This is a genomic window from Shewanella sp. OMA3-2 (genome assembly GCF_021513195.1).
Lineage (GTDB): Bacteria > Pseudomonadota > Gammaproteobacteria > Enterobacterales > Shewanellaceae > Shewanella.
In genome coordinates, this window is the sequence record NZ_CP090974.1 from 3,330,783 (window position 1) to 3,349,441 (window position 18,659).

Consider the following 18,659-nt stretch of genomic DNA (forward strand, 5'->3'; position numbering starts at 1 on the left):
TATTAAGAAAACGAGCAGCATACATGCCAGGGAGTCGTTATCTTAAACCCAAGGTGTTTTTATCGTTCAATTACTGAACTTATTGATTAAAGAGATGTTGCTATGACTAAATTATTTGAAAACGTTGTCAACTTATACAAACGTGCTTTTGTTGAGATGTACAACGCAAAAGAAATGAAATAACCCGTTTCATCCTATTTGATGTTTTGTTAACGCAAAATAGCCAATCATCGTCTTTTTTAACAATACGATGATTGAGACAAAAAAGCCCATTCATCACTGAATGGGCTTTTTTACGCCTACAGTTCTATCACTGGACGTATGGAAATTTTCTAGCGAAAAAATAAAAAAGGCGACTATAAATAGTCACCTTTTTATTGCTTCAATGTACCGCACTAAGCTAAAGATTCACTAACCAATCTTAACCCTTGCATTACGGAACATACGCATCCATGGGCTATCTTCGCCCCACTCTTCTGGGTGCCAAGAGTTAGCTACAGTTCTAAATACACGCTCAGGATGTGGCATCATAATCGTCACGCGGCCATCAGTAGTACATACACCTGTTAACCCATTTGGTGAACCATTTGGGTTTAATGGATATTGGCTAGCAACTTGACCATGACCATCCACATAACGCAGTGCAATCGTGCCTGACGCTTCAGCTTTTGCTAACGCCTGTGCATTGGCAAACTCCGCTAAACCTTCACCGTGTGACACAGCAATAGGCATACGCGAACCGACCATGCCTTCAAAAAAGACCGAAGGTGTTTGCTGCACTTCAACCAAACTGAAACGCGCTTCAAAACGCTCTGAGCGGTTACGGACAAAGTGTGGCCAATGCTCGCTACCTGGAATAATCTCTTTCAGGTTAGATAACATCTGACAACCATTACACACGCCTAAGGCAATGCTAGCGTCGCGCTCAAAAAATCGGCTAAATTCATCACGGGCACGGCTGTTGAATAAAATGGATTTAGCCCAACCTTCACCAGCACCTAATACATCACCGTAAGAAAAACCACCACAAGCCACTAGCCCTTGGAATTCTTCTAAGCTAATACGTCCTGACAAAATGTCTGACATGTGCACGTCGCGGCTTTCAAAGCCTGCACGGTCAAATGCGGCAGCCATTTCAATGTGAGAGTTAACACCTTGCTCACGTAAAATAGCCATCTTAGGCGCTAAACCTTTTAAGATGTAAGGCGCAGCAACGTCAAGGCTTGGATCAAAAGCTAACTTAACGGTTAAGCCGGTGCGTCAGCTTGTTGCTTAAGGGCAAACTCTTCTTTAGCACACTCAGGGTTGTCACGTAACGCTTGAATACGATAAGTGGTTTCAGACCATAAGGTACGTAAAGCGGTGCGAGTATCGGCAAAAATAACGCGCTGACCGTCAGTGATGTTAATCATATCAGCAGTTTGTAGACCACCAATATGATGACAAGTTACCCCTTTAGCTTCAAACTGAGCCGCTATGCTTGTAGCATCAGCTTGACTCACTTGAATAACAGCACCTAATTCTTCGTTAAATAAACGCTCTAAATCAGTACCGTTTAACGTGGCAAGATCGATGTTTAAGCCGCTGTTACCGGCAAATGCCATTTCCACTAATGTGGTGAATAAACCACCGTCACTGCGATCGTGATAAGCAATAACAGCCTTATCAGCCACTAATTTTTGCATCACTTCAAAGAAGCCTGCTAGGTTAGCGGTTTTATCTAATGTTGGCGCAATATCACCTAATTCACTGTAAACCTGCGCTAAACAAGAACCCCCTAAACGGTTTTGACCATTGCTTAAGTCGAGCATCAATAAAGCGGTATCGCCTTTATCAGTGCGAAGTTCTGGTGTAACTGTGTTACGAATGTCTTGTACTACACCAAATGCGGTGATGACTAACGACATAGGTGAAGTCACGGTTTTTTGCACGCCGTTATCTTCCCAAGCCGTCTTCATCGACATTGAGTCTTTACCTACCGGAATGGTAATTCCAAGCTCTGGACATAAGTCTTCACCAATCGCTTTAACCGCTTGATATAAACCGGCGTCTTCACCAGGGTGACCCGCTGGCGACATCCAGTTAGCTGACAACTTAATGCGCTTAAACGAGCCAATATCAGTACCAGCTATGTTCATGATTGATTCAGCCACCGCCATACGGGCAGAAGCATCAAAATCCAGTAAGGCTAACGGAGTACGCTCGCCCATCGACATTGCTTCACCGCAGTAGCTGTCATAGCTTGATGCCGTTACCGCGCAATCAGCTACAGGTACCTGCCAAGGGCCAACCATTTGGTCACGATTAACTAAACCCGTTACTGAACGGTCGCCAATAGTGATTAGGAAGCTTTTATCTGCAACCGTTGGTAGGGTTAAAATACGCTTAACCGCTTCTTTTACGTCAATTTTAGCTTGATCTAACGCAGGAGAAATGGCTTTAGCAGACACCACATCACGGCTCATTTTAGGCGCTTTGCCTAATAATACTTCAAGCGGTAAATCAATAGGTTTGTTATTAAAGTGACTGTCAGCAAGGGTTAAATGCATTTCTGCAGTGGCTTCACCCACTACAGCAAACGGTGCGCGCTCACGGGCACAAATATCTGCAAATTGCTGTAGATTTTCAGGCGCAACTGAAAGCACATAACGCTCTTGTGACTCGTTACACCAAATTTCAAGCGGGCTCATACCTGGCTCATCTGATGGTACGTTGCGTAAATTAAATATCCCGCCGCGATCTGCATCATTGACTAATTCAGGGAAGGCATTTGATAACCCACCTGCGCCCACATCGTGAATAAATTGAATTGGGTTTGCATCACCTAACTGCCAACAACGGTCAATTACTTCCTGACAGCGACGTTCCATTTCTGGGTTTTCACGCTGTACTGAAGCAAAATCTAAATCTTCACTTGATTGACCAGATGCCATAGAAGACGCTGCACCACCACCAAGACCGATGTTCATTGCGGGGCCGCCTAATACAATTAGCTTAGCGCCAACGGTAATTTCGCCTTTTTGCACATGTTCATCACGAATATTACCTAAACCACCGGCAATCATGATTGGCTTATGATAACCACGCACTTCGACACCATTATGGCTAGACACTTGCTGCTCGTAAGTACGGAAATAACCGGTAATAGCAGGGCGTCCAAACTCGTTGTTAAATGCTGCGCCGCCCAGTGGGCCTTCTAGCATAATTTCAAGTGGCGTCACAATACGGTCAGGTTTGCCGTAATTATCTTCCCATGGGTGAACAAAACCGGAATTTTTAAGTTAGAAACAGTAAAGCCGGTTAACCCCGCTTTAGGTTTCGATCCTCGGCCAGTAGCGCCTTCATCACGAATTTCACCACCAGAACCAGTAGCGGCACCAGGATATGGGCTAATTGCGGTTGGATGATTGTGGGTTTCCACTTTCATCAATATATGCATAGGTTCGGTGTGATAGTTATAAACACCATCAGGATCTGGGAAGAAACGACCGGCTACAGGCCTGGTCATTACCGCTGCATTGTCTTTATAAGCTGACAGCACAAAATCTGGCGTCACTTCAAAGGTATTCTTAATCATTTTGAACAATGATTTTGGCTGAACTTCACCGTCAATAGTCCAATCGGCATTAAAGATTTTATGGCGGCAATGTTCAGAGTTTGCTTGAGCGAACATCATTAGCTCGATGTCATTCGGATTACGCTTCAAACGCACAAAATTTTCAACTAGGTAGTCAATTTCATCTTCAGCAAGCGCCAAACCTAATTTAACGTTAGCCACTTCTAATGCACGGCGACCTTCAGCAAGAATGTTTACACTTTTAAATTTAGCCGGTTCAGTGCGGGTGAATAACACCTCAGCAGCAGCAAAATCATTAAGTACAACTTCCATCATGCGGTCATGTAATAAGCTAACTAACTGGGCATATTGCTCAGTCGTTAATGCTTGAGACTCAACATAGTAGGCGATACCACGCTCTAAACGCTTTACCTTATTTAAGCCACAGTTACGGGCAATGTCAGTTGCTTTAGAAGACCAAGGCGAAATAGTGCCAGGACGAGGCGCGATAAAAATTAACTGTCCTTGTGGGGCGTGGGACTCAATGGCAGGGCCATAGGTAAGAATTCGTTCAAGCTGAACACGCTCGTTATCATCTAATTGTTCAGTCAAATCGGCTAAATGGGTATATTCAGCGTAGATATTGGTCACAGAAAGCGCCGCGTTTTCGCAGGCCTCGATGAGTTTTTGAACTCTAAATGCAGAAAGTGCTGGGGCTCCGCGAATGATTTCCATCACGTCTATTCACCTTTGATAATATATGTGGGCTAGAATTGGCGCTATTATAGGGAATTGCACGGTACAAATCACCTACCATGCGGTTTGAAAACAGTGTTTCCTAATAGACAAAATATCCAGACAATAAAGCAAAGATAAACCCAAAAAGTCAATCTAGTATCTATACTAAACGGTATAGATAATTAACCTAGTTAAGCACCTTAGTCGTAACATAGGCACAACATTGACAAAGCATTTTCATCATTTAACGCCGCAAAACTGCTGCTATTTTAACCAACGCTATGCGTTTTTAATAACTCCTGCTAAAGTAGGCGGCATAAAAAACCCAACAGCTTAACGATTAACTCTTTCAGTCTAAGCTTACAACAGCCATTTATTTCGATTCCCAGCAACCTTTTTTATTAAATAATCTATTGAAAAACATGACAAAAAAACTATTCGTCATTTTGTTTGTTATTTTTATATCGGCCTGTCAACAAGCCGATAAACAACAAGCAGAAGACATTATATCTCCAGTCTCAAAGCGCACTGAACTTCGTGTCGGAACGCTTTATGGACCACAAATTTATCTTAACTCGGAAGAGTTGGGAGAGTCAGGTTTTGACTTTGAAATGGCAAACAAGTTTGCCGACTATCTCGGTCTGCCATTACAAATGGTGCCATTCACTGACCGTAAACAATTATTTAGCGCGCTCAAGCAAGGTAAAATTGACATTATCGCTGCGGGTATAGCCAAAACGCCTAATCGTATAAAACAATTTAAACTTGGCCCAACCATGTACAAGGTCAATCAAGTACTGGTGTATAAAGAAGGTACCCCAGAGCCTAAAGATATTGCCAACCTAGCGGGTGAAATTACTGTTGTGTCTAATTCATCGTCTATTCACACGTTAACGCAACTGCAAAAAAACCATCCTGATTTGATGTGGAATCAAGTCAACGATAAAGACTATGAAGATTTATTTGCCTTAGTCGCCAATGGTGACATTAACTACACTATTGCCGATTCAAACAGCTTATTAATCAATCAACGTTTTTTACCCGAATTACGTGCAGGTATCATTTTAGAAGAGAAACTTGAGGTCGTGTGGTTGTTACCACCCGATGAGAACGATCGCTTAATGAGTAAATTGTTAGCTTTTTGGCATAACGAAAAACGCGCTGGCACCTTAGAGCATTTAAACGAAAAGTATTTTGGTCACGTTAAACGGTTTGATTATGTCGACACTCGCGCCTTTATCCGTGCTATCGATAATATACTCCCTGAATACCGCAGCATGTTTGAACAATATTCTGGCGAACTTGATTGGCGTAAGTTAGCCGCCACCAGCTATCAAGAATCCCATTGGAATCCTTCGGCTCGTTCACCCACAGGTGTTAGGGGCATGATGATGTTAACGCTGCCTACAGCGGCTTACGTGGGAGTTGATAATCGCCTTGATCCAGAGCAAAGTATACGCGGAGGGGCATTTTATTTAAAAGATATGCTAGACCGATTACCCGACTCTATCCCTGAAAGCCAAAGAGTTTGGTTTGCCCTTGCCTCATACAATATTGGTTTGGGCCATGTAGAAGATGCACGTCGGCTCACGGAGTCAATGGGAATGGATCCTAACGCTTGGCGAGATGTCAAAAAAGTATTACCTTTATTACAGCAATCTAAATACTATAAACAAACGCGCTATGGTTATGCCCGTGGAAGTGAAGCGGTACATTACGTTGATAGTATTCGTCGTTATTATGACACGCTCGTCTGGATAGACGATCAAACTAAGCAAATAGACATTATCGACTCAGCACCAACAACTGAAGCGATTGCCGACAATATAGAACCAATAGCAGACTCAATAGCAGCCCCCAAAGGCTAGGACTTTTGATGTTATATCCGCCTAAAATATATATGGAGTTATGATGAAAAGACCACTAACAAGTAATTTTATGTCGCGCAGACGTGTGATGCTGAAACTTCAAAAAAGACGCATCAAGAATAGGCAGCATTCTTTTTTCTCTTTTCAAAACCCAGATGCTTAAGCATCCATTTTATTCTTTATCGCAGTAAAGTTACGCATAAATGATTACCATAGCATCAATCCATAACTTGGTTAGTTAATGCTTGGCGAGCTAATTCCGAGACAAACTAACTTATAATAAATCAATAACTTAAACAACCATTATAACCGGTAGTTTATTGAGTCAAATACCGCTAAAAAATAAACAGACTTACCAACAAATAACGTTGAATCACCATGGTAAACCTAACCGTTTTTAGCATGTGCTGAACTAACGGCTAATTTACCGAGTTGTTTTAGTGCTTTTTTCTCTGCTCGGCGACGAGAGAAAAAAGCGCTTAGCTGTTGACCACATTCTGCAGCAAGTAAGCCCGATGTCACCTCCAGTTGGTGATTAAATGCCGTATGCTGTAGTAAATTCATCACGCTACCCGCAGCACCCGTTTTTAAATCATCTGCACCGTAAACCACCCGCTTAATACGGCTGTGCACTATTGCACCTGCACACATAGTGCAAGGCTCTAAGGTGACATATAAGGTGGTATCCAACATGCGATAATTAGCCAACATTTGACCCGCTTGGCGAATACATTCCATTTCGGCGTGTGCGGTAGGATCATGATTTAAAATACTTAAATTAAAGCCACTGGCGATCATCACATCATTTTTGACCAATACAGCCCCAACAGGCACCTCGCCTTTCAACTCTGCGAGTTCAGCAAGTTGTATGGCAACACGCATCCACTTAATGTCGATAGCTGCTTGGGTGTCTTTTTCTGGGGTGTTTATCACTTTATTAACCTAGGCAATGATTGTACGGCGCTATTCTAGCAAATAAAAAAGACGCCGAAGCGTCTTTTTATTAATAAACAGGCGGCTTAATGCTATCGCATTATTCCCATTCAATCGTTGCAGGTGGTTTACCTGATATATCGTAAACCACACGTGAAATTCCATCAATTTCGTTGATAATGCGGTTCGATACACGACCTAAGAATTCATAAGGTAAGTGTGCCCAATGCGCTGTCATAAAATCGATAGTTTCTACCGCGCGCAGTGATACAACCCAATCATATTTACGGCCATCACCCATCACGCCAACAGAGCGTACAGGTAAAAACACCGTAAATGCCTGGCTAACTTTATTGTATAAATCGGCTTTGTGTAATTCTTCAATAAAGATAGCGTCAGCACGGCGCAGTAAATCACAATATTCTTTCTTCACTTCACCGAGTACACGCACCCCAAGACCTGGCCCTGGAAATGGATGACGGTAAAGCATATTATATGGTAAGCCTAACTCAAGCCCTATTTTACGCACTTCATCTTTAAATAATTCACGTAATGGCTCAACTAAACCCATCTTCATGTCGGCAGGTAACCCACCCACATTGTGATGCGACTTAATCACATGGGCTTTACCTGTGGCGCTACCTGCTGATTCAATCACATCAGGATAGATAGTACCTTGGGCTAACCACTTTGCATTGGCGCATTTTTTCGATTCTTCATCAAAAATTTCAACAAACACACGGCCAATAATTTTACGTTTAGCTTCAGGTTCAGCTTCTGATGCTAGCGCATCGAGGAAACGATTTTCAGCATCAACATGAACAATTTTGAGTCCAAAGTGATCGCCAAACATTTCTAATACTTGCTCAGCTTCATTTAAACGCAATAGGCCGTTATCAACAAACACACAGGTTAACTTGTCACCGATAGCACGATGCAGCAGCATGGCCACAACCGATGAATCTACCCCACCAGATAAACCAAGAATAACTTCATCATCACCGATTTGTTTCTTTAAACGCTCAATGGCATCTTCAATAATAGATGACGGTTTCCAGTTAGCAGGACAACCACAAATTTCAAGGGCGAAATGCTCAAGCATACGTTGACCTTGACGAGTGTGGGTCACTTCTGGGTGAAATTGTACGCCGTAGAATTTTTTGTCTTCGTTGGCCATTGCCGCAAAAGGACAGGTATCAGTTTTAGCAACTGCAACAAAACCTTCAGGAATGGCAGACACTTTATCGCCGTGGCTCATCCACACATCTAGTAGTGGTTTGCCTTCTGCGCTAATCGCATCTTCAATGCTTTTAAATAATGCCGAGGTAGTTTGTAACTCTATTTGAGCATAGCCAAACTCCCCCTCACCCACACCTTGAATTACTTTACCGCCAAGTTGCTCAGACATGGTTTGCATGCCGTAACAAATACCTAATACAGGTACGCCTGCATTGAACACATATTCTGGTGCGCGAGGTGAATTTGCAGCTGTGACACTTTCTGGACCACCGGCTAAAATAATACCATTTGGGGCAAAACCGCGAATTTGCTCTTCGCTCACATCCCAGGCCCATAACTCACAATAAACGCCAATTTCACGAATACGGCGGGCGATAAGTTGAGTGTACTGAGAACCAAAATCAAGGATCAGTATTTTATGCTCATGGATATTACTCATGGAGTACCTTCAAATATTGATTAATGCATAACCTAAACACAGTGTTTAAGCCATTTGAAATAGCGTCAAATAGAGCGACTTATGTCACTCTATTCATTGAAAACTAATCGATTAAGAACCTGAACGGTAGTTCGGCGCTTCTTTAGTGATAGTCACATCATGCACATGTGATTCACCCATACCAGCTGAAGTCACTTTTACAAACTGTGCTTTTTCATTTAAGTCTTTAATCGTCGCACAACCTGTTAGCCCCATACATGAACGTAAGCCACCCATATGTTGATGGATAATTTCTTTTAGCTTACCTTTGTAAGGCACTCGACCTTCAACACCTTCAGGAACTAGCTTGTCCGCAGCGTTGTCACTTTGGAAATAACGATCTGATGAGCCCTGAGTTTGACCCATTGCGCCAAGTGACCCCATACCACGGTATGATTTATAAGCACGACCTTGATAGAGCTCAGTTTCGCCCGGTGCTTCTTCAGTACCGGCAAACATAGAACCGGCCATGATACATGATGCGCCAGCGGCTAATGCTTTCGCTAAGTCACCAGAAAAACGAATACCACCATCGGCAATAACTGGAATACCCAATGCAAGCACGGCCTCTGCAGCATCAGATACGGCTGTAATTTGTGGTACGCCTACGCCTGTAACAATACGCGTAGTGCAAATTGAACCAGGGCCGATACCCACTTTGACTGCGTTGACGCCGGCTTCAACTAACGCTAACGCGCCAGAAGCGGTTGCCACGTTGCCGCCAACAATTTGTAACTCAGGGTATTTAGCGCGGGTGTCACGAATGCGCTGTAATACGCCTTCAGAATGACCATGTGATGAGTCAATCAATAACACGTCAACACCGGCTTTAACCAAAGCATCAACACGTTCTTCATTACCAGGACCAGCTCCAACAGCTGCGCCCACACGTAAACGACCTAATTCGTCTTTACATGCATTTGGCTTACGTTCGGCTTTTTCAAAGTCTTTAACTGTGATTAACCCTTTAAGTTTAAAGTTACCGTCAACCACAAGAATTTTTTCAATACGATGAGCATGCATTAACTTTTGCACTTCATCTAACTTAGTGCCTTCAGCGACAGTGACCAAACGATCTTTAGGCGTCATCATGTCGGCAACGGTTTTGCTCCAATCAGTCACAAAACGTACGTCACGGCCCGTAATAATACCCACAAGTTCATGTGCATCATTGACAACAGGATAACCCGCAAAACCATTGCGTTCAGTTAACTCACGTAGATTAGTCAAGGTTGTTGCAGGTGTTACGGTAACCGGGTCTTGCACGATACCGGCTTCATAGCTTTTAACTTTACGAACTTCTTCGGCTTGTTGCTCAATACTCATATTTTTATGAATAAAACCTAAGCCACCTTCTTGCGCCATCGCGATAGCAAGACGAGACTCTGTCACAGTGTCCATAGCAGCTGACACAAGTGGAATATTTAGTTCGATTTTATTGGTTAAACGAGTTTTAAGCACTGCGGTGTTAGGGAGTACGGTCGAGTGGGCAGGAACCAACAACACATCATCAAAGGTTAGTGCATCTTTCAGTAAACGTAGCATGGCAACATCTCCCTAGTAAGTAGGATTTGAGGTGAAATATTGCGGCGAGATTATACCTTGCATATTGCAGTTGGTAAATGGAAAATAGCTTTTTATTACCCTTATAATAAGAACAGTCATGAGTGCCACAAAAAACAATGTTTATACCGTCTCCAAATTAAACGGCGAAGTGAGGCTAATTCTTGAGGGTCAATTGGGTAAAATTTGGCTTAATGGCGAGATTTCAAACTTCTCATCGCCCTCCTCTGGTCATTGGTATTTGACCCTTAAAGATAATTTCTCTCAAATTCGTTGTGCTATGTTTAAAGGCCGTAACCAAGCAGTGCGTTTTCGTCCAGTTAACGGCCAGCAAGTGTTAGTTAAAGGCGCGATCAGCGTGTATGAGCCTCGTGGTGATTATCAATTATTAATTGAATCTATGTTGCCAGCCGGTGATGGTTTATTAGCCCAAGAATATGAAGCCCTTAAAATGAAGTTGGCAGCAGAAGGGTTATTTGCCGCAGAAACTAAACGCCCTTTACCTGATAATATCCAACGTATTGGGGTGATAACCTCAGCCACTGGTGCTGCGCTGCGTGATGTATTGCATGTGCTTGCAAGGCGTGATCCCTCTATTGAAGTTATTGTTTACCCTACACAAGTACAAGGTGGTCCAGCAAGTCAGTTAATTTGTAATGCGATTCAAATAGCTAATCGGCGCCTTGAAGTGGATGTATTACTATTAACCCGAGGTGGTGGCTCATTAGAAGACCTGTGGTGCTTTAATAGTGAATTACTCGCCCATGCTATTTATAACAGCTCAATTCCCGTTGTCAGTGCTGTAGGGCATGAAATAGACACCACTATCAGCGACTATGTTGCTGACGTGCGCGCACCAACACCTTCCGCTGGCGCGGAACTCTTATCAAAAGACAAAGGCAATAAGACTGAAAAACTGGCTTTAATGCTGTCGCGTTTGCATCAAAGTATTCGCCATTACCAATTGCATCAATCAAGCCGTTTAAGTCAATTGCAACATCAATTACAACGTCATGATCCCGCTAGACGCTTACAACAATTTGAGCAACGTTTTGATGAAATGCAAATGCGGTTACAAAATGCCTTACAACATCGTTTAAACCGTTTAGCGATGCAACAACAGCAATTACATAGCCGACTACAGCAATGTTCACCTGTGAATAGTTTAAAAGTCGAGGCGAATCGTCTGCAATTTTTAGAAACGCGCTTTAATGATGCAGCTAAACAGTATTTTAACCATGCGGAGTTACGCCTCAAACACGCGGTGCACCACTTAGAGACCGTGAGTCCGTTATCAACCTTAACCAGGGGATACTCGATAACCAAACACAATGATAACGTGTTAACTGATGCCACTAAGGTGAATACAGGCGATCTACTTACAACCCAGTTGAAAAAGGGCGAAGTTATATCAAAAGTGATTTAAATATATAAACGACTTATGGAATGTATCATTTAGGTTGCTCAAAAATAACAAAAAAGTTAAATTAAGCCTAGTTTTATAGATAAGGACTTCTAACGATGAATATTAATGTAACTGTACTTGGTCAACTTTTGATTGTCTGGATCCCCATCTCGACTATCATTATTGCTTTACTTGCAAGACGTAAAACGGAAACGCCTGTATTGATGACAGTCATTGGCTTTATTACCAGCTTCATTCCATTAATAAGTATTATAATAATGATAGTATTAATACTTAAAAAAGATATTGTTGTAACTGATAATAAAACAATATCAACAACATAACTATATTCTCACACTAATAGTTTGTGTAACAAAAAACCACCGCAAGGTGGTTTTTTTGTTAGTAAATACATAAAGCTTGGCTAACGATAAGCTAAGGCTCTATTACTTACCCATAGGCGTAAGCACAATTTCAACACGACGATTTTGCGCACGACCTTGTTCAGAGTCGTTGCTTGCGATTGGGCTTGATTCACCCATACCGGTAGAAGATACACGTGAGCCACTGACTTTTTGGCTAGTAATATACTGAGCAACTTCACTGGCTCGTACTTGCGATAAACGTAAGTTGTATGAGTCAGAACCTGAACTGTCGGTATAGCCAATCACATTTAAGCGGGTGTCATCATATTCTTTGGCAACTAATACCACACTGTTTAATACTGACTTAGCACGTTGGCTTAATACGGTTTGATCAACCGCAAAGGTGACATCATTTGGCATATTAAGCACAATACTATCCCCATTACGGGTAACACTTACGCCAGTAGATTTTAACTGTTTGCGCAATTCCGCTTCTTGCACATCCATATAATAACCAATACCGCCACCTAATGCGGCGCCCGATGCCGCTCCAATAGCCGCACCCTTAGCGCGATCTTTTTTACTTGATGATGCCACGCCAATGACTGCGCCACCTAATGCGCCAATAATGGCACCGTTAGTTGCTTTGCTGTTTTCAGCTTCACCTGTGTAGGGATTAGGTAGTTGACAACCCGATAATAAAAGCGCCCCTGATGCGAATATCACTTTAACAGCATTGTTGATTACTTTATGACTCATTATTTGCTCTCTTTGTTTTACATTTAGCAGCGATTAACACCACTTTTTTAACATCACCTATAAGCTCGCTATTTGGCAATATTTGATATAAGGGATATTGTATCGATTACTCAATTCTTTACTATATTTATTACTGATCATTTTTTAGAGATATTGTTTTTCTGCTGAATAAGCCAGCAAACAGTAGTAATAGCACAGTCCATGACAGACTTCCGCCCTCCACGATGACCACTTCCTCAACGATGACATCTTGGTAAATAATATCACGATCGCTGCTTTCTAAAGGCAACGCATATAAACCATCTGATTCATCGGCACTTAAGGTTGCAACAACATCGTTATAACCGTATTCATATAAATCAATTAGCACATCGTAATAATCAGTTTTATATCCTTGGCGAAGCGTAGTTAACACTTCAAAATCATCATCATCTGATTCACCATAAATGGTGAAAACATCGGTGGTATAATAATGTTCCCACGGTCCACCATTGCGGCTTAAATACATTTCTGCATACACATTTGCCGGTTCGTTGACGGTATAACCATATACATCAGCATCAAAGGTTACGCTAAATGTTTGGTAGAACCCGTCTTGGTCAATATCATCAAACAAACGACTATGTGCTTGATAAACAGTAAAATCGCGATAACCTAGATAGGTTTTCTGTACTTGTTGCACCTGCGTTTGAGTCATCTGACTTTGCTTAATGCTATTTCGACTTGCCGCTGTTTGTGGTGCAAATTCTTGTTGTGCAGGCTTTGGCTGCGTTAGTTTTTGCGGTGTCAATTCAGACAGCTTTAACTCAGGTAGTGCTATGGTTCCTTGTTGATATGCTGCAATACGCGCATCACGATCAATGAGTAATATTTTATCCGCACTTTGGTTTTTATTGAGTGGCTTGACGCCTTGCTTCAGCTTTTCAATTTGATTTTTTCTATCTTCATTTGCAATGCTCGGGTCTTGATTGTTAATCACTCGCCCTTCACTCACGGCTGCGGGAGTGAGTACATAGTTTTCGGCGATAGCCGATGTACATACACTGCCCATAATCATGCTGCTCATAAAAATATTCTTTGCTTGCGTCGCTAATCTTAGGTAATTCGATTTCATAATAATTCCTTAATAACTTCCCGCTTGAGTGCATTAAAGACTATTCAAAATGAATCGAAGCTGAACGAATAGAAAAAGTTTACATTCAGTCTGCATTCATTTTCATTATTGGATAATCAATCTTATCACTGGTTAACTGTTTCTAAACTGAAGCGGATCTTTTACACTGATGATTGATTTTGCAGAAAATGACTCACCATGATTGTAATGACGGTAAACAATTAAACCGCCTATTAATTTGGCTAAATGGAATAACACATGAATCTGGCTCCCTTAAAAAGCGTAATGATATTGGTCTCCCTGTGGTGTAGCTTGCTATGCTTTAGTTGGCCAAGTTACGCTCAAATATCGCCGATTGTGCTTAACCTTGTCATGTTGCAACAACCTGGACCGCAAAATAATAAACAACAAAACTTAGTAATAAGAAGCCCTCAACAGGCCTCAAGTCGTGCCCAAAGCCAGTTTGGTGGCAAAGTATTGCGGGTACAGCCAAGCCAAGTGAATGGCCACCCAGGCTATAGCGTTAAATTACTCAGCAATGATGGCGTGGTATTTTATGCCAGCGTAAATGCCGTTACCGGTGCCGTGTCGAGGAATTAACCATGCGCATATTATTAGTTGAAGATGACTTAAGCTTACAAGCTAATTTAGTCCAGCACTTACAACAGGCTAATTACAGTGTTGATGTTGCATCTGATGGCGAAGACGGCTTATTTCAAGCGCAAGAGACTCTATTTGACGCAGCTATTATCGATGTCGGTTTACCTAAAATTGACGGCATTAGTTTAATTGAACAATTACGTCAGCAAGGGATTAGCTACCCTATTTTAATTTTAACCGCTCGAGACGGTTGGCAAGACAAGGTAAAAGGCTTAGATGCTGGTGCTGATGACTATTTAACTAAGCCTTTTCAAGTAGAAGAGTTATCAGCTCGGTTAAATGCACTTATTCGCCGTTCAGCCGGGCAAGCCAGCCCGGTAATTAATAATGGTCCCTTGCAATTAAATACCCGAACCTTAGCCTTAAGCTTGCAACAGCAACCAATCACCCTAAGCAGTTCTGAATTTAAACTGTTTGAGTATTTAATGCTGCATCAAGGTGAAGTCATTTCAAAATCAACCTTAATTGAACATATTTACGATCAAGACTTTGATTTAGATTCTAATGTTATTGAAGTGTTTATTCGCAGACTTCGAAAAAAACTTGATCCTGATAACCAATATCAATTAATTGAAACCTTACGTGGTCAAGGTTATCGCTTGCGCTCCTTTGAGGAGTAACTATGACAGCAACTCGGCATTGGCGATATTCACTCAAAGCCCGCTTTGTATTCAGCGGCTTATTACTGATTGTAGTCTTACTACCTGCGATTGGCTTTACGGTCAATAAAGCCTTCGAAAGACAAATTGCCCTAGCAATAGAAAACCAACTTAATGCTTATATGTACAGTGTATTAGCAGTAACAGAAGTCGATGAGGGGGACATCAACATGCCTCCCCATTTAGTTGAAAACCAATTCAATGTTATTGGTTCAGGTTTATACGCCTTAGTGAGTGACCAACAACACAGAATAGTATGGTCTTCAGGATCTTTTTTCGGCATAAAAACACCAATATTACAACAACCTACTGTAGGCCAAAGCCAGTTTTATCGAATTAAAATAGATAAAACTAAACATGTGGTGTTTAGCTTTACCGTTAGCTTTGCCCATAATAAGCAACTCATTCCAATGACAATCCACATCATTAAAGACGAATCAGATTATCAACTACAAGCCGATGAATTTAACCGTACGCTTTGGAGTTGGATTGGGGTATTAATGCTCGTTTTAGTGGCGATTCAAACCGTTTGGTTGGCATGGACACTAAAACCTTTACGCCTGTTTAGCGATGAGATCACTCAAGTCGAACAAGGTAAACTGACTGAGCTTAATCAGCAATATCCCAATGAATTAAACATCCTAGCCAAACAGCTCAACGCCTTACTGCATACTGAACAGCAACAACGTAACCGCTACCGTAATGCTTTATCAGATTTAGCCCACAGCTTAAAAACCCCATTAGCTGTGATTAAATCTCAACCCGAGCTCAATCAAGATAGCCATGAGCAGCTTGACCATATCAACCATATTATTGGTTACCAACTGAAAAAAGCGCAAAGCGTGGCCGCAAATGCTTGGCACTTAGGGGTCAATGTAGATGACATTGCAACAAAGTTAGTCCGTACCTTAAGTAAAATTTATTATGACAGCCATAAAGATATTGATTACCAACTGATACAACATAATAACCAAGCCGCTATTTTTAAAGGTGACAGCACTGACTTAAGTGAAATGATCGGCAACTTGCTTGATAACGCCTGTAAAGCGGCAAAATATCAAGTATTACTGCATATTGAAACAACCTTAGATGCGCTACATATCATTGTTGAAGATGATGGCCCAGGGCTGACTGAAATACAGCAGACCTCAATATTTGAACGCGGAGCGCGTGCTGACACTTATCAGCAAGGTCATGGCATTGGGCTGGCTATTGTGAGCGACTTGGTCAATAGCTACCAAGGTAAGCTTAATGTCAGTAAATCACACCATTTAGGCGGCGCAAAATTTAGTCTTACATTTACCCTATAACTTTTTGCTTTCAGCTTATGTTCATTTTCAGTTTTGTATTATCAACCTAACTTAGCCAGAGTGTTGGAGATGATATGAAACAGATCAACTTAATCGCGCCATTATTAAAACGCATATTTATAATGATGTCCGTGGTCATTATGACTATGCCATTATTAAGTGTCCATGCGGCTCAACCCACATCAGGGCAACGACAACTAGCCATGGCTGAAGAAACTATTTCAGAAGCTGAACTAGCACAAATTCTTGCCCCTATTGCCTTATATCCCGATAGCCTGCTCACTCACATTCTGATTGCTACCACCTATCCATTAGAACTAGTACAGGCCAATCGCTGGGTCAAAAAGCAGAAAAACATTGATGTAAGTACCAGAATGCAGCTGGCAGAAAATCAACCCTGGGACCCTAGTGTCATTGCCTTAACCGCTTTCCCTAGCGTATTAGAAAAGCTGAATGACGATCTTGATTGGTCTCAAAACCTAGGTGACGCTTTTTTGCATGATGAAGAAGCGGTACTGGCCATGATACAAACTTTGCGCCGCCAAGCGGATGACGCGAATAGCTTTGATGACATGGACAATATGCGAGTGACCAAAGTTAAAAAACAGATCATTATTGAGCCTGCGCAGCCTGAGGTCATTTATGTGCCTTACTACGACACTAGAGTGGTTTATGGTAATTGGTATTGGCACGCTTATCCGCCAGTATACTGGTATACCCGCCCAGTTTATGCTTATCACAGACCCATTTATTGGGGGCCAAGTGTCTATGTTAATTTCAACTACTTCTTTGGCTCAGTGCATTGGTCTCAACGTCGAGTAGTGGTGATTAACCATCAGCATAGCCATTACTATAAACCATCCCATAAAATTGCCTACAGTAATGGGGCAAAGCGTTGGAAGCACCAACCGACTCACCGCCATGGTGTAGCTTATCGCAGTAGTTCGGTGAGTAAGCGTTATGATTCACCTCAGCGTTATCAACAACATCAACAAGCAAGAAGCGTGCGTAATGACACGCACATAGTCCCAAGTAGAAAACTAGATGCTGCACCACGTATACATAACAGCCAAGGGACTTATAAAATAGATAACTCACCACAACATAGAGTGAGCCAATCATTACAGCTAGCGGCTAAAGATCGCCAACATGATCGGGTTAGTCGAGAATTACACAACCAAAAACAACCTGCCGAATATAAAAGTAATGATAGAAAGACAATTAATTCGGCACAGGTTCAACGCACGCAAGCTCATACGGTGAACCAACAACCAGCTAAAGCGGCGAGAGACTTGAATATGGCTAAAGAGCCATCGCGTCAAAGCGCCCGCGACATTAGCTCAAGAGAGCTTGGCTCGAGTAGTACTCGTTCAAGCAATATCGGCTTAAATAACCAAAGTGCTGGCAACGGCAGCTTAAATAAACCTAGCTATCAGGTAAAACAGCCAGCGCCAAGACAAGATAGCAATAGGCAAACCGGCAATACTAGACAGGCTGATACTAGAGCCACTAATACAAGCAGACAGTCATCGCCAAGAGCTGCCCCAACGAGACAAGCTAACCATAATTCAAACGGAACAAAATCGCGTGTAATAGAGCGCTAATAAAATATTGCCTACAACGCATAAATGTAAGTCCCAAACTCGATTTGGGGCTTACATTTTTTTAATCGCCTAAATGATTTATCGGCTTTGCTATTGATAAACGATAGGGGTTGTAGGCTTTGCGGTTTTGTTCGGTGCGAGTATTTTTACGATAGATAAAAGTGTTACCTATCTTTTTCTTCACCACGAATGCATTTCTGACAGATCAGTGTAAATCCTAGTTTTTGTTGCCGTCCTTGCACAGTCATAACCCAAGGCCTTTGTTGCCAAGGGGGGTCATGACGTACATGCTGAAAATGACCACAAGTTAACCTTGCTACCCAATGTTGTTCTTCGTCCTGATGAAACCCGACAATAGCTTTATCCATACAAGCACCTCAGAATTCATATACAAAAAAGCCTGAACAA

The 18,659-nt window shown here is 42.0% G+C and carries 13 protein-coding genes and 1 pseudogene; 7 read left to right on the plus strand and 7 right to left on the minus strand.

Going from position 1 to position 18,659, the window contains the following annotated elements:
- Positions 1–411 precede the first annotated feature (411 nt).
- A pseudogene (gene purL, locus L0B17_RS14705) lies at positions 412–4,291 on the minus strand (phosphoribosylformylglycinamidine synthase).
- A gap of 425 nt (positions 4,292–4,716) precedes the next feature.
- On the opposite strand from purL, the gene mltF reads away from it, so the two are divergent.
- Entirely contained in the window at positions 4,717–6,162 is a 1,446-nt protein-coding gene (gene mltF / locus L0B17_RS14710; RefSeq protein ID WP_235085815.1) for a membrane-bound lytic murein transglycosylase MltF, read from the plus strand.
- Positions 6,163–6,549: 387 nt separating this feature from the next.
- Here mltF and tadA read toward each other — a convergent pair whose 3' ends face one another.
- From tadA to guaB, 3 genes are all read right to left on the minus strand, one after another.
- Positions 6,550–7,044 (minus strand): tRNA adenosine(34) deaminase TadA, encoded by a 495-nt coding sequence (gene tadA / locus L0B17_RS14715; protein ID WP_443019957.1) that lies wholly within the window; start codon positions 7,042–7,044, stop codon positions 6,550–6,552.
- 151 nt (positions 7,045–7,195) lie between these two features.
- Positions 7,196–8,773 (minus strand): glutamine-hydrolyzing GMP synthase, encoded by a 1,578-nt coding sequence (guaA, locus tag L0B17_RS14720; RefSeq protein ID WP_235085817.1) that lies wholly within the window; start codon positions 8,771–8,773, stop codon positions 7,196–7,198.
- Positions 8,774–8,884: 111 nt separating this feature from the next.
- Positions 8,885–10,357, minus strand: a complete 1,473-nt coding sequence (gene guaB, locus L0B17_RS14725; RefSeq protein WP_235085818.1) for an IMP dehydrogenase — start codon at positions 10,355–10,357, stop codon at positions 8,885–8,887.
- Between the two features lie 118 nt (positions 10,358–10,475).
- On the opposite strand from guaB, the gene xseA reads away from it, so the two are divergent.
- Both xseA and L0B17_RS14735 read left to right on the plus strand, forming a co-directional pair.
- Positions 10,476–11,801: an exodeoxyribonuclease VII large subunit gene (gene xseA / locus L0B17_RS14730; RefSeq protein ID WP_235085820.1), complete on the plus strand. Its 1,326-nt coding sequence runs from the start codon at positions 10,476–10,478 to the stop codon at positions 11,799–11,801.
- Positions 11,802–11,896: 95 nt separating this feature from the next.
- Entirely contained in the window at positions 11,897–12,124 is a 228-nt protein-coding gene (locus L0B17_RS14735; protein ID WP_235085822.1) for a hypothetical protein, read from the plus strand.
- 102 nt (positions 12,125–12,226) lie between these two features.
- On the opposite strand, the gene L0B17_RS14740 is transcribed toward L0B17_RS14735, so the two are convergent.
- Entirely contained in the window at positions 12,227–12,904 is a 678-nt protein-coding gene (locus L0B17_RS14740) for an OmpA family protein (RefSeq protein WP_235085824.1), read from the minus strand.
- Between the two features lie 130 nt (positions 12,905–13,034).
- Positions 13,035–14,018, minus strand: a complete 984-nt coding sequence (locus L0B17_RS14745; protein WP_235085825.1) for a choice-of-anchor H family protein — start codon at positions 14,016–14,018, stop codon at positions 13,035–13,037.
- 258 nt (positions 14,019–14,276) lie between these two features.
- Between L0B17_RS14745 and L0B17_RS14750 the strand changes: the two genes are divergently transcribed.
- The 4 genes from L0B17_RS14750 to L0B17_RS14765 all read left to right on the plus strand — a co-directional run bounded on the left by L0B17_RS14750 (position 14,277) and on the right by L0B17_RS14765 (position 18,251).
- Complete coding sequence (locus L0B17_RS14750) at positions 14,277–14,618, plus strand: PepSY domain-containing protein (RefSeq protein ID WP_235085827.1); 342 nt, start codon at positions 14,277–14,279, stop codon at positions 14,616–14,618.
- A gap of 2 nt (positions 14,619–14,620) precedes the next feature.
- Positions 14,621–15,298: a response regulator transcription factor gene (locus tag L0B17_RS14755; protein WP_235085829.1), complete on the plus strand. Its 678-nt coding sequence runs from the start codon at positions 14,621–14,623 to the stop codon at positions 15,296–15,298.
- A gap of 2 nt (positions 15,299–15,300) precedes the next feature.
- A complete protein-coding gene (locus L0B17_RS14760; protein ID WP_235085831.1) occupies positions 15,301–16,647 on the plus strand; it encodes an ATP-binding protein in 1,347 nt (448 codons plus the stop codon).
- Positions 16,648–16,721: 74 nt separating this feature from the next.
- Positions 16,722–18,251, plus strand: a complete 1,530-nt coding sequence (locus L0B17_RS14765) for a DUF3300 domain-containing protein (protein ID WP_235085832.1) — start codon at positions 16,722–16,724, stop codon at positions 18,249–18,251.
- Between the two features lie 164 nt (positions 18,252–18,415).
- On the opposite strand, the gene L0B17_RS14770 is transcribed toward L0B17_RS14765, so the two are convergent.
- Entirely contained in the window at positions 18,416–18,619 is a 204-nt protein-coding gene (locus tag L0B17_RS14770) for a DUF3565 domain-containing protein (protein WP_235085834.1), read from the minus strand.
- Between the last annotated feature and the right edge of the window lie 40 nt (positions 18,620–18,659).